Annotated in this window: 14 protein-coding genes; 5 read left to right on the top strand and 9 right to left on the bottom strand. The window is 55.7% G+C overall.

Annotated features, from left to right (window positions below; all coding sequences use genetic code 11):
* Positions 1–6: 6 nt before the first annotated feature.
* From DFO46_RS17195 to hemE, 7 genes are all read right to left on the bottom strand, one after another.
* Positions 7–801: a ParA family protein gene (locus DFO46_RS17195; protein ID WP_110791380.1), complete on the bottom strand. Its 795-nt coding sequence runs from the start codon at positions 799–801 to the stop codon at positions 7–9.
* A gap of 15 nt (positions 802–816) precedes the next feature.
* Complete coding sequence (rsmG, locus tag DFO46_RS17190) at positions 817–1,443, bottom strand: 16S rRNA (guanine(527)-N(7))-methyltransferase RsmG (RefSeq protein WP_120278333.1); 627 nt, start codon at positions 1,441–1,443, stop codon at positions 817–819.
* Positions 1,440–3,302 (bottom strand): tRNA uridine-5-carboxymethylaminomethyl(34) synthesis enzyme MnmG, encoded by a 1,863-nt coding sequence (gene mnmG / locus DFO46_RS17185; protein WP_183041961.1) that lies wholly within the window; start codon positions 3,300–3,302, stop codon positions 1,440–1,442. The genes rsmG and mnmG overlap by 4 nt, the downstream gene beginning before the upstream one ends.
* A 36-nt stretch (positions 3,303–3,338) precedes the next feature.
* On the bottom strand, positions 3,339–4,670 hold the full coding sequence (gene mnmE, locus DFO46_RS17180) for a tRNA uridine-5-carboxymethylaminomethyl(34) synthesis GTPase MnmE (protein WP_120278331.1): 1,332 nt from the start codon (positions 4,668–4,670) through the stop codon (positions 3,339–3,341).
* A gap of 58 nt (positions 4,671–4,728) precedes the next feature.
* The gene (rho, locus tag DFO46_RS17175) at positions 4,729–5,994 is read right to left on the bottom strand and encodes a transcription termination factor Rho (protein WP_110791477.1); all 1,266 of its coding nucleotides are present in this window, start codon (positions 5,992–5,994) and stop codon (positions 4,729–4,731) included.
* 194 nt (positions 5,995–6,188) lie between these two features.
* Positions 6,189–6,737, bottom strand: a complete 549-nt coding sequence (hemJ, locus tag DFO46_RS17170) for a protoporphyrinogen oxidase HemJ (protein WP_245422629.1) — start codon at positions 6,735–6,737, stop codon at positions 6,189–6,191.
* Positions 6,730–7,761, bottom strand: coding sequence for a uroporphyrinogen decarboxylase (gene hemE / locus DFO46_RS17165; protein ID WP_120278329.1), 1,032 nt, complete (start codon positions 7,759–7,761; stop codon positions 6,730–6,732). The genes hemJ and hemE overlap by 8 nt, the downstream gene beginning before the upstream one ends.
* A gap of 402 nt (positions 7,762–8,163) precedes the next feature.
* On the opposite strand from hemE, the gene DFO46_RS17160 reads away from it, so the two are divergent.
* The 5 genes from DFO46_RS17160 to dnaQ are packed head-to-tail and all read left to right on the top strand — an operon-like array spanning position 8,164 to position 11,782.
* Positions 8,164–8,985 carry a pyruvate, water dikinase regulatory protein gene (locus DFO46_RS17160; RefSeq protein ID WP_120278328.1) on the top strand — a complete coding sequence of 274 codons (822 nt, stop codon included), beginning with the start codon at positions 8,164–8,166 and terminating at the stop codon, positions 8,983–8,985.
* Between the two features lie 36 nt (positions 8,986–9,021).
* Positions 9,022–9,621, top strand: a complete 600-nt coding sequence (locus DFO46_RS17155; RefSeq protein WP_110791386.1) for a Maf family protein — start codon at positions 9,022–9,024, stop codon at positions 9,619–9,621.
* Complete coding sequence (locus tag DFO46_RS17150; RefSeq protein WP_120278327.1) at positions 9,614–10,474, top strand: shikimate dehydrogenase; 861 nt, start codon at positions 9,614–9,616, stop codon at positions 10,472–10,474. The genes DFO46_RS17155 and DFO46_RS17150 overlap by 8 nt, the downstream gene beginning before the upstream one ends.
* Positions 10,471–11,088: a dephospho-CoA kinase gene (gene coaE, locus DFO46_RS17145; protein WP_120278326.1), complete on the top strand. Its 618-nt coding sequence runs from the start codon at positions 10,471–10,473 to the stop codon at positions 11,086–11,088. The genes DFO46_RS17150 and coaE overlap by 4 nt, the downstream gene beginning before the upstream one ends.
* Positions 11,081–11,782 (top strand): DNA polymerase III subunit epsilon, encoded by a 702-nt coding sequence (gene dnaQ, locus DFO46_RS17140; RefSeq protein ID WP_120278325.1) that lies wholly within the window; start codon positions 11,081–11,083, stop codon positions 11,780–11,782. The genes coaE and dnaQ overlap by 8 nt, the downstream gene beginning before the upstream one ends.
* Before the next feature lie 50 nt (positions 11,783–11,832).
* Here dnaQ and secB read toward each other — a convergent pair whose 3' ends face one another.
* Positions 11,833–12,309 carry a protein-export chaperone SecB gene (gene secB, locus DFO46_RS17135; RefSeq protein ID WP_120278324.1) on the bottom strand — a complete coding sequence of 159 codons (477 nt, stop codon included), beginning with the start codon at positions 12,307–12,309 and terminating at the stop codon, positions 11,833–11,835.
* A gap of 84 nt (positions 12,310–12,393) precedes the next feature.
* Positions 12,394–12,888: an FxsA family protein gene (locus tag DFO46_RS17130; RefSeq protein WP_120278323.1), complete on the bottom strand. Its 495-nt coding sequence runs from the start codon at positions 12,886–12,888 to the stop codon at positions 12,394–12,396.
* Between the last annotated feature and the right edge of the window lie 112 nt (positions 12,889–13,000).

The raw sequence follows: 13,000 nt of genomic DNA, 5'->3' as shown, positions 1-13,000 counted from the left end.
TTAGATTCAAGCGGCCTTTCGCAGCCGCTCACGCTGGATCACTTCAGATGCAAGCTGCAGATAAGCCTGACTGCCCGCACACTTCAGATCGTAAAGAATTGCTGGCTTCCCATACGAAGGCGCTTCTGAAACCCGAACATTGCGCGGAATGAGCGTAGTATACACCTTCTCTCCCAGATGTTCGCGAACATCGTTCACCACCTGTTGCGCCAGATTGTTGCGCGAGTCGAACATTGTGAGCACGATACCCTGGATATCCAGTGTCGGATTCACAGTCTGGCGCACCTGATTGATCGTTTCGAGCAACTGGCTCAAGCCTTCCAATGCGAAGAACTCGCATTGCAATGGGACGAGCACCGAATGTGCTGCCGCCATGGCATTCATCGTCAAAAGATTGAAAGACGGCGGGCAGTCGAGGAGCACATAGCTATAGGCTTTAGCATCGTCAAGGCTGAGGGCCTTGCGCAGACGGAAGACCCTGTCTGCTTGCTGTGAGATTTCCATCTCGAAGCCGAGAAGATCCATAGTGGAAGGCACAATCGAGAGATTGGGAACAGCCGTGTCGAGAACGGCTTCGGAAACGGAATGGCTTCCGATCAGAATATCATAAGAAGAAAGGACCCTGTCTCTGCGATCAATGCCCAGCCCCGTGCTGGCATTGCCCTGAGGATCAAGATCAACGATGAGGACGCGCTCCCCAATCGCCGCCAAGGCAGTCGCCAAATTGATGGCGGTCGTCGTCTTGCCTACCCCACCTTTTTGATTGGCGATGGTGATGATACGGTTTTTCGCGAAACTCATCTGGCACCCGAATTGTTAGGCCCTGCGTTCCAGCGAGGTAATCTCCAGAATGACGGAATCTGCCTCGACGACGCTCTGGTGTATTACCAGATCGAAAGCCCAACGACCACGCGCTTTCTCAATCTCGACCTGATAATCCCGTCCTTTATGGAAGAGCATCTTCAGAGCCGAATTTTGCACGGCCCATGGATGACTGAACTCCAGCAATTGGTCGAGTTCAGCAAGCGCCCGAGCAGAAATGACGTCGGGAGCACCAAGCTTCTTGTGTGCTTCCTCAATACGAATAGGGTGAACTGTGCCGCGGCCGGATGTCTCGATCAATGCCATACGCAAGAAGCCGCACTTCTTGTTGTTGCTCTCAACCAGGTCAACCCACCCATCATGCAGTTCTGCGAGTGTGATTGCGGTGACGACTCCAGGAAAACCGCCGCCGCTTCCCAGATCGATCCAGCGGCAAGGGGATTTGACTATGTTACGGAGTTGCAACGAGTCTTGAATGTGTCGACTCCACAGAGCTTCCGTGGTCGAAGGGGCAACAAGATTGATTTTGCCTGCCCATTTTACAAAGAGAGCTGCGAATTTGTCGAGCCTCTCCCGCGTTTCACGTGAAACATTCAATCCATCTAAGCTTGACTTATTCAAGATGCCAGCCGTTCATTTGTTCTGCGCAACAGGGTGATTAACAGCGCGACCGCAGCCGGGGTCATCCCCTCAATCCTTGCGGCCTGCGCCACGTTTAGTGGCCGCTGTCGGCTAAGCTTCAGTTTCAATTCATTCGAAAGACCTGAGAGACTCGCGTAATCAAAATCACCCGGAATCTCCCGTGCCTCTTCCGACTGAGCGCTGGCAATGTCTGCCGCCTGCCGTCCAAGATAGACGGCGTAGACCGCATTAATGCAAACCGCATCCGCGATTTTCGTTTCAACCTCCTTGAGTTGAGGCCAAATTCGGCAAACATCATCCCAACAGCGCTCCGGATAGGAGAGAATTTCCGCTGCAGTGCGGCGTCGACCGTCCTGATTGACCGGAACGCCGTGGCCAGCCATTTCGCTCGGAGACACAGTCAACGCGGCCAATCGCGCCGATAAGTCTTCAATTTTCTGCGCATAAGTTGAGAAGCGATCTCGGCGATCAACTCCGACACAACCAAGCTCAATACCTTTTGGAGTCAATCGCATATCTGCATTATCGGCCCGAAGTGAAAGCCTGTACTCGGCGCGCGATGTAAACATGCGATACGGCTCCGTAACCCCACGCGTGGTCAGGTCATCGATCATGACACCGATATAGGAATCCGTGCGGCTGAAATGGATCGTCTCGCGACGGGATGCATAGAGCGCGGCATTAATGCCTGCAACCAATCCCTGAGCCCCAGCTTCCTCATAGCCCGTTGTCCCGTTGATCTGGCCGGCGAGAAAGAGCCCAGTAGCACGTCTGACGGCGAGCGAGAGGTCGAGCTGAGTGGGATCTACAAAATCATACTCAATCGCGTAGCCATACTGGAGAATGCGGGCGCCCTCCAACCCTGGGATAGAGTGGATAAGCGCGTCTTGCACATCCTCAGGTAACGAGGTCGAAATGCCATTCGGATATACCGTGCTGTCATCCAACCCCTCCGGCTCAAGGAATATCTGATGCCCGTCTCGATCACCGAAGCGATGGATTTTGTCTTCGATCGAAGGGCAATATCGCGGACCCACACCTTCGATTTGCCCTGAATACATCGCGGAGCGGTGGATGTTCTCGCGAATAATGCGGTGCGTCTCAGCCGTCGTCCGGGTAATGCCGCAACCGATCTGGGGAGCAACGATGCGATCGGTCATGAAGGAAAAGGGGACGGGCACCTCATCCGCCTCCTGCATTTCCAGGCCGTTCCATACAATGCTATTGCCATCCAGGCGCGCTGGCGTGCCAGTCTTCAATCGGCCCAGCGAAAGACCCAGTGCTTGCAGATCCGCGCTGAGCCCAAGGCTCGGCGCATCTCCCACACGCCCTGCCGCATATTTCTTGTCGCCGATGTGAATAAGGCCACGTAAGAAAGTTCCCGTAGTAAGGACGACTGCTCTTGAATGCAGAATGTCACCGGAAGCAAGGACAACACCTTTTATTTCGGTTCCGACTCGAACAAACTGCTCGACGCTCCCTTCAAGAATAGTCAGATTTTTTTGGGCACTCAGGAGGCCTTGCACTGCCTGTTTATACAGCTTGCGATCGGCTTGCGTACGCGGCCCCCAGACAGCCGGCCCCTTCTTTCGGTTCAGCATGCGAAACTGAATACCGCCGAGATCTGCAGCTCGTCCCATGACACCATCAAGGGCATCGATCTCACGCACCAGGTGGCCCTTGCCGAGGCCACCAATGGCGGGGTTGCAAGACATCATGCCGATCGTATCCAGCTTATGGGTCACGAGTACTGTTTTTGCGCCCATACGTGCCGAAGCGGCTGCGGCTTCAGTTCCCGCATGACCCCCCCCCACAACGATTACGTCAAAATCCAGCAGCGCCATGGCAGGTCCTTTGGCTTTGTTTCACGTGAATCACTTGCCCACGCAGAATTCTGAGAAGATTTTTCCCAAAAGCGTTTCGGTATCGATTCGGCCGGTCAGTCGAGCGAGCTCATCTGACGCCAGTCGAAGATCTTCGGCACGCAATTCCAGTGGTTTTTGGACTCCGTCAATTGCCGAACGGAGATAAGCCGCTGCTGATACAATATTCTGTGCCTGTCGTAAACGGCTGGGAACCGCAAGGCTACAAACCGCCGTCCGTCGCTTTACCTCCGAGGCCAGTTCCTCGCGTAAAGCGTCCAAACCAGTTCCCTCTGTTGCCGAAACCAACAGCTTGAACTCAGATCCAGACGCTGCAGGAGGAGAAAAAGCATCATCAACCTTGGTGCCAACGCGCCAGACGCATTGGTTATTGATGGGATCCGCTTCGGTTTGATCGTTTAGGTCAATAAGGTGTAAGACAAGATCAGCTTCGCTGATTAATTTCCTGGCGCGCTTAATTCCTTCTCTTTCGACCACCTCATCGGTATCACGCAAACCGGCAGTGTCGAAGAGGTGAACTTTGTATCCGTCCAGATCCAGTTCGGCGTGGATGACATCCCTGGTCGTTCCTGCAACTTCGGTGACGATTGCGACATCCCGTTGCACCAGCGCATTCAACAAGCTGGACTTTCCCGCGTTTGGACGACCAGCGAGAGCCACCGAGAAGCCATCGCGGATGATTTCGCCTGATTTGTGGCTTTGAAGCACACCCTCCATCTCATGGAGGAGCTGGGAAACGTCGGACCAGATGCGGTCCGAAATTGATCCCGGAATATCGCCCTCATCGCTGAAATCCAGCTCGGCCTCGATCATGGCACGCGCGAAGATCAGCTTTTCCCGCCACCCTTCGTAAACCGAAGAAAATTTGCCACTGGATTGCTCGATGGCCAGGCGTCTTTGCATCTCTGTATCGGCAGCGAGGAGATCCGATAGCCCCTCAACTTCGACCAGGTCCAGTTTGCCATTCTGAAATGCCCGGCGGGAAAACTCGCCGGCCTCCGCCATTCGAAGTCCGTTGAGTCCGGCTAATAAGTTTAATGTGGTAGAAACAACGGCTCGACTTCCGTGAAGATGGATCTCAACACAATCCTCTCCAGTGAACGAATTTGGACCTGGAAAGACCAGGACCAGAGCCTGATCAAGAAAACTGCCATCCGGGAGGCGAAGGTTACGAAGCCCCGCAACACGCGGCGGAGGAAGCTCACCATCTGACAAGCAGGATAGGATCTCGATCGCTTGAGACCCACTGATCCTGATGACGGCAACCCCGGAGGGCAGCCCGCCTGACGACAGCGCAAATATCGTATCCGACAAAGCCGCCAATAGACCGGTCCTCGCAGATCGACATATGCGGCTCGTAAAGAACGAGCCGCATAGTCAATCACGTGTTCATCGAGTCGAAGAAATCGCCGTTGTTCTTCGTCTGCTTCAGCTTGTCGATCAGGAATTCGATGGCATCGGTGGTGCCCATCGGCGCCAGGATACGGCGCAACACGAAAATCTTCTGGAGATCCTGGCGCGGCACCAGCAGGTCTTCCTTGCGCGTTCCAGATTTCAGGATGTCCATGGACGGGAAGATACGCTTATCCGCCACCTTCCGGTCGAGCACGATTTCCGAGTTGCCGGTTCCCTTGAACTCTTCAAAGATGACTTCGTCCATGCGGCTGCCAGTGTCGATCAGTGCCGTCGCAATGATTGTCAGCGAGCCACCTTCTTCGATGTTACGTGCAGCACCGAAGAAGCGCTTGGGACGCTGCAGAGCATTCGCATCCACACCACCGGTCAGAACCTTACCGGAAGAGGGGACAACCGTGTTGTAAGCGCGGCCCAGACGCGTGATCGAATCGAGCAGGATCACAACGTCGCGGCCATGCTCAACCAGACGCTTGGCCTTCTCGATGACCATTTCGGCGACCTGCACGTGACGTACGGCCGGTTCGTCGAAGGTAGACGAGACAACCTCGCCCTTCACCGAGCGCTGCATGTCCGTTACTTCTTCCGGCCGCTCATCGATGAGAAGAACGATCAGATAACATTCCGGATGGTTCGCCGTGATGGAATGGGCAATGTTCTGCAAAAGAACCGTCTTACCCGTGCGCGGCGGCGCGACAATAAGGCCACGCTGGCCCTTGCCGAGCGGCGCGACCAAATCAATGACCCGCGCGGAAAGGTCCTTGGACGTCGGAACGTCCAGCTCCATCTTGAAGCGCTCGTTCGGATAAAGCGGCGTCAGATTGTCGAAGTGGACCTTGTGGCGGATCTTTTCAGGATCCTCGAAATTGATCGTGTTGACCTTGAGCAGGGCGAAATAGCGTTCGCCTTCCTTCGGCCCTCGGATCGGACCCTCAACCGTATCACCGGTCTTCAGCGAGAAGCGCCGAATCTGTGACGGGGAGATGTAGATATCGTCCGGCCCCGGCAGATAGTTGGCATTGGCCGAACGCAAGAACCCGAAGCCGTCCTGCAGAACTTCGACAACCCCTTCGCCGATGATCTCGACATCCTGGCTCGCCAGCATCTTTAGGATCGCAAACATCAGCTCCTGCTTGCGCATCGTGCTCGCGTTTTCGACTTCGAGCGATTCGGCAAAGGTCAGGAGATCAGTCGGAGATTTGCTCTTGAGTTCTTGTAGCTTCATTTCAGCCATGAAGAGGGACCACGTCATTCTGGAATTTTAAGGGGAGCGGCGAGCTGATTGGAATTCGGTACGAATGCGAGGGCCGCAAATGACTGAATGTTACGCAAGCCAAAAGGAGAAGTGGCGCGAAAATAGCGATTCACGCATTTGACCGCAAGCGAAAAGCCCACGGTCTTGAAAATAATGCCGCGCCTCTCAATTGCTCAGAAGGGTTTCACGATGGCAAGGATCACGATGACGATCATCAGCAATGTCGGCGCTTCGTTCATCATCCGCCAGAAGCGCGGCGTCTTGACGTATCGTCCCTCGCCAAACGAACGGGCAGATTTGGCGAAATAGCCATGCACCGCAGACAGGGCAACAACTCCCGTCAACTTGGCATGCAGCCATCCGCCCTGGAATTCGAAAACGGACCAGGCCAGATACAAGCCCAAAACCCAGGAGACGATCATCGCGGGGTTCATGATCACGGTGACAAGTCGTCGTTCCATAACGGCAAAAGTTCGCGCCTGATCTGAATCCGGCTTACAATCGCTGTGATAAATAAAAAGCCGCGGCAGGTAGAGCATGCCCGCCATCCAGGAGATGATCGCGATGACATGGAGTGCCTTGATCCAGGGATAGGCAACATCCGGACCAGCAATCATGACCCCGAGCCCAATCAAAGCAAAGAAGCCCAACGCGCCGGCGGCACGTTTCGCAGCCGCGCGCCCGGGTCTTTCATCCGTTTGCTTTTCCCGACTCTCAGCCAAAGCTTCTGACCTGGTTGACGAGATCGGTAACATGAGCCGGATCGGCTTGCGGAGTGATGCCATGGCCGAGATTGAATATCAGCGGACCGTGGCCTAGCGCCTGAAGCACGGCGTCTATCCCCTCCCGCAGAGCAACGCCACCAGCAACCACCCGCATCGGATCGAGATTGCCCTGCACGGGGCCATCCTTCTGGAGTTCAACGGCAAAACGCAATGGGACCGACCAATCAAGGCCAATTGCATCGGCACCCGTCGCCTGCCGATAGTCTTTGAGAAGAATCCCGGCACCCTTGGCGAATGCGATGATCTTCGCCGCCGGCCGCCGCGCCTTCACGGATTGGATCATTCGACGCACAGGCACCACAGCATATTTCTGAAATTCAGCCTCCCCGAGAACGCCTGCCCAGGAATCGAAGATCTGCACGGCATCGGCACCGGCATCAATCTGGGCAACCAGATAGTCCGCAGAGACATCGGCCAGGAAGTCGAGCAGCCGTCCAAACGCCTCGGGATGACGATAGGCAAACAGCCGGGCAGGGGCCTGATCCGGTGTGCCGTGGCCTGCGATCATATAGGTCGCAACGGTCCAGGGCGCTCCACAGAAACCGAGCAGCGTCGTCTCGTTGGGTAGATCGCGACGCAGGCGACGCACAGTCTCAATCACAGGCTCCAGGTGATCTGCGACATGATCCGGCTTCAGTTGGCCAATGCCGTCCTCATCAATCGGATCCATCTGCGGTCCATGACCTTCCGTGAAACGCACATTGCGCTTCAAGGCATCCGGGATCACGAGGATATCGGAGAAGAGGATCGCTGCATCAAATCCATACCGTCGGATCGGCTGAAGCGTCACTTCCGCCGCCAGTTCGGGGTTATAACACAGATCGAGGAAACTTCCGGCCTGCAGCCGCGTTTCCCGATACTCCGGCAAATACCGGCCTGCCTGCCTCATAAGCCAGATTGGCGGTGGTGTGACCGTTTTCCCGTCGAGCACTTCGAGGACTTTGCGGTTCTGACTGCTCAAGGCACATGCCCCTTCAATAAAGAAAAGAGATATTGAATCTTCTTCTATTTCTAAGAGTCGGTGACTATCAAGGATTAAACCCGCTGCACAGGAATTCCGTCTTCCAAGCAAGTTGCTCCTTTGGAACCTCCGAGTGACCAGCCAAAGTGTGAACTATGGGGATAAGCGGGATTCCGTGAACGAAGTCAGAGGCTTCGGAAATTCTTAACGCCCGTCCTGTGGTGCGCAAAGTGTGCAAGCGATTTTGCAACTGCGCGTTTTCACCGCTATGCACAGATCGCGTTAGAGAGACACCGGGCGATTTCGCATTGTGGATAAATCGACGGTTTTCCGCTTGTCCACGGCGGGGTGGGACCGCTACCAGTGTTTATCCCGAACTATCAACAGGCCGAGGAGAACATCGTGGAGAACCGGAAAAACTTCTTCCATCTCCACCTCATTTCTGACTCCACGGGAGAAACTCTCATATCGGCTGGCCGTGCAGCTGCTGCGCAGTTCCGCGGCTCAAATGCTATCGAACACGTCTATCCGTTGATCCGCAGCCGAAAACAGGTCAAAGCCCTGATTGAAGCGATCGACCGGGAACCCGGGATTGTTCTCTATACGATCGTCGATCATCAGCTCGCAGCACTCGTCGAGACAGGATGCCACGAACTCGGTCTTCCTTGCGTCAACGTCTTGGCCCCGATCATCAAGACGTTCCAATCTTATCTCGGCGCACCATCTCGTGGCCGCGTTGGTGCACAGCATGTGCTGAATGCCGACTACTTCGCCCGGATCGAAGCGCTGAACTTCACCATGGACCATGACGATGGTCAGGCGCAGGAGGACTATGACCAGGCTGATGTTGTAATCATCGGGATCAGTCGGACGTCCAAGACGCCCACGTCGATCTATCTTGCCAATCGCGGTATCAAGACTGCGAACCTTCCAGTCGTGCCAGGTGTGCCTCTGCCGGAGAGTCTCCTCGCAGCCACTCGACCGCTTGTCGTCGGATTGATTGCGACGACAGACCGTATTTCTCAGGTGCGCGAAAATCGTGTGCTGGGAAATACCCCGGGATACGATCGAAGCGATTACGTCGATCGGGCGTCAATTACCGAAGAGCTCAAATACGCGCGTGCATTGTGCGCGCGCAACAACTGGCCGGTCATTGATGTGACACGGCGATCGATCGAAGAGACCGCGGCAGCCATCGTTGCCCTGCGTCCCAAGCTGCGTTAAGCGCCTTACAAGTAAACGAACGGAGCCTGAGCGAGAATGGCGACTTCCTTGATACTGGCTTCAGCAAGCAGCGCGCGTCGGCAACTGCTCAACAATGCCGGCTTGAGCTATGATGCCGAAGCGGCCAGCGTCGATGAAAGGCAACTTGAGCAGGACATTCCCGAGGCAGATCGCACGCCGACATCGATTGCGATGCACCTCGCAATTGCCAAGGCACGTGCCATCTCTCTTAGGCATCCGCTGTCAATCGTCATTGGCTGTGATCAGACGATGTCTCTTGGATCAACCCTCTTTCACAAGGCAACCGACAGGGCGGGTGCCAAATCAACCTTGCAAACCCTGCGCGGCAAGGCGCATCACTTGAACAGCGCAGTCTGCCTTGTCCGACACGGCGAGGTCATGTGGAGTCATGTATCGGTCGCTATTATGCGCATGCGCGAATTCAGCGACGCGTTTCTGGAGTCTTATCTCGATCGAAACGGTGAGAAACTGTTCGGAAGTGTTGGCTGCTACCAGTTGGAAGGCGAGGGCATCCAGCTGTTTGAGACGATCGACGGCGACTATTTCACAATCCTCGGCCTGCCGCTTTTGCCGCTGCTGGAAGAGCTGCGTAAACTGGGAATTAACCATGCGTGATTCACGTGAAACAATTCCGCCTCGGGCATTTGTGGCCGGCTACCCGATCAAACATTCGAGGTCTCCCCTGATCCATGGCTTCTGGCTTGATCAGTTCGGTCTCAACGGATCCTACGAAAAACTCGCTGTCAATCCGGACGAGTTCCCCGACTTTATACAGAGCCTCAAGCTCCAGGAATCCGGCTATGTAGGGGGCAATATCACAATCCCCCACAAGGAAGCTGCCTGCCGGTTGGCAGATCGCGTCGATCCGCTGGCGGAGGAACTGGGTGCGGCAAACACGCTCTGGCTGGCTGATGGTGCACTTCACGCGACCAATACGGACGGTATTGGCTTTGCAAGCAATCTCGATGCGGCTCGCCCGGGTTGGGATAAAGCAGAAGTCGCCATCGTCCTGGGTGCCGGCGGTGCAAGTCGGGCAATCCTGCAATCTCTGCGGGATAGGGGGATCCGGGAAATCCGGGTGGTCAACCGCACCGCGGAACGCGCGCAGGAACTTGTCGATCGGTTTGGTGGGCCGTTGAGCGCGCATCCGATACAGGCACTAGCGGAATTGATGAAGGATGCGGACCTCTTCGTGAATACCACTTCACTTGGAATGGATGGTAGCGAGGCGCCCGATCTTCCCTTCGAGACCATGCGAGTTGGTGCCCTAGTGACCGACATTGTCTACGTGCCACTTAAAACGCCATTTCTTGCAAAGGCAGAAGAAGCCGGGTTGGCAACGGTGGATGGGCTCGGGATGTTGCTGCATCAGGCGGTGCCCGGTTTCGAAAAATGGTTCGGCAGATGGCCAAACGTTACCGACGCCCTGCGTCAACTCATTCTTGCCGACATCGGGGCCAAGTCATGATTGTGATCGGGCTGACGGGTTCGATCGGAATGGGCAAGACCACGACTGCAGGACTGTTTTCCGAAGAAGGCATCCCAGTGCATGATGCGGATCAGGTGGTGCACGACCTCTATCGGGATAGGGCCGTCGCCCAGGCGATTGAATTGGCGTTTCCAGGATCTGTAATCGGCGGCGAAGTCGATAGACGGAAACTTTCGGAGAATCTGGCGAAGAATCCGGCTAACTTCATAAAGCTGGAGGCGATTGTCCATCCGCTGGTGCATGAGCGGGAGCGCGTTTTTCTTGACGAGCAGAAGCACGCCGGCCAGCCGATTGTCCTTCTCGACATTCCGCTTCTTTTCGAAACGGGTGGTCAGCAGAGGGTGGACGTGATCGTCGTTGCCAGTTGCGCCGAAGACATCCAACGTCAGCGCGTTCTGTCACGACCGGGAATGACGCAGGAGAAACTGGATCTGATCCTGTCGCGTCAGTTGCCGGACGCCGAAAAACGCGCGCGTGCAGATTTTGTCGTGGACACTGGAATAGGTATCGACGATGCCAGGAGACAGGTGAAAACTATTCTTGAGACACTGCGGGCTCGCAGTTCTCGTTCAGGGAAGACGGACAATGCGTGAGATCGTATTTGATACGGAAACGACAGGGTTGGAAAACAAGTTCGACCGCGTCATCGAAATCGGTGGGGTCGAGCTGCTCAACCACTTTCCGACCGGCAGAACCTTCCATGTCTATATCAATCCCGGTGACCGCAAGGTCCATCCTGATGCGCTGGCCGTCCATGGCATCACCGACGCTTTCCTGAAGGACAAGCCGAGCTTTGCGGAAATTGTGCCAGAGCTGCAGGAATTTTTCGACGGAGCCAAATGGGTGGCACACAATGCCACCTTCGATATGGGTTTCATCAATGCCGAGTTTGATCGGCTCGGCCTGCCGCCTGTCGCACCAGACCTGGTCATCGACACCTTGTCGCTCGCACGACGCAAGCACCCGATGGGCCCGAACTCCCTCGACGCCCTATGTCGCCGTTATGGCATCGACAATTCGCACCGGACAAAGCACGGTGCCTTGCTCGACTCCGAACTGTTGGCCGAAGTCTATATCGAGATGCTGGGAGGCCGTCAGGCTGCACTTGGCTTGACGTCGGTGGACACGCGGCGCAGCCAGGTCGTCGAGGTAACCGAGGTCATCGAAATTTCCTATGACCGGCCGCGTGCGCTCGCCCCGCGTCTTTCCCCCGAGGAAATGGAGGGACATGCCAAGCTTGTATCAGGGCTTGGATCGAAAGCGATCTGGTCGAAATACGCCAATTGAAAAGAGCCCCGTGAAGGGCCCTTTGTTTTGATCAGCGATGTTCGCGATATTCAGTTCGGTACAGATTGCGCCTGAGCGCGGGACTGCTCTTCCGCAACACGCTGCGCGAACATCTGCGTGAAATCGATCGGGTCGATCATCAGAGGTGGGAAGCCGCCATTGCGGGTGGCGTCCGCGATGATCTGACGGGCGAACGGGAACAGCAGGCGCGGGCATTCAATGAACAGCACCGGCAGCATGTGTTCCTGCGGAAAACCGGAAATGCGGAAGACACCACCATAGATCAGTTCGGTCACGAACACGACCTTGTCGCCTTCCTTTGCTTCCGCATTCAGCGACAGCACGACATCGAAATCGGTATCGGACAGTGGATTGGCGTTGACGTTGACATTGATATTGATGGCCGGAGCCTTGTCACGCGCCTGAAGTGAGCGCGGCGCACCAGGATTCTCGAACGAAAAGTCCTTGATGTACTGGGCAAGAATGTTGAGGGACGGAGAAGCTGTTCCCTGAGTGTTGTCAGCCATAGGCCATGTCCTTGAATTGAATTGCTATGGCCATCTAACATTTGAACCCTGACCTTACAACCCTCGCAGCAGGCCACAGGCGTCTCAGTCGCGGCCGATTCGCGGCCCATTCCAGGGTGAATCTTTGCGAGGCTCGCGGGTGAATTCGTCCTTGTCGAGGTCCACGACCGTCTCCGCTTCGAAGCCACCATTGCGCCCGTGATCCCCATTTTTGGTGAAATGGCTCCGCACGATGATCCGAGGTTTTAAGATCTGCCAGAAGAGATCCCGCAGCTGCGGAACGAACAAGAGCAAACCGATAACGTCGCCGACGAAGCCCGGCACGATCAGCAGGAAGGCGGCGACCACAAGCAAGGCTGCGTGGACGAGCTCGCGACCTGGGTCAACCCCGCGTCTGGTTTCCTCCTGTAGCCGCTGAAGAATTCCAGCACCCTGCTGTTTCAGCAGGAACAGGCCCAGCGCCGCAGAAAATACGACAAGGGCCAGGGTCCATAAAACCCCGATTGCCTGGCCGACCAAGATCAGGCTGGCGATTTCCAGAAGTGGTGCAAGGATGAAAAGCACCAATGGAAGGCGCATCGCGATCTCCAAACGCCTTCGTGATCGATATTCCGCAAGAGCCGGCGCATACTCGCTGCAAAGAATGCGTCACGCCATTTGAATGATGGGGCGCGCAAGTCTATATGGGAGA

This window comes from Rhizobium sp. AG855, from assembly GCF_003610655.1.
Classification (GTDB): Bacteria; Pseudomonadota; Alphaproteobacteria; order Rhizobiales; family Rhizobiaceae; genus Allorhizobium; species Allorhizobium wuzhouense.
Note: the sequence above shows the minus strand (reverse complement) of the source record. Positions and strands in the feature narration are given on the sequence as shown.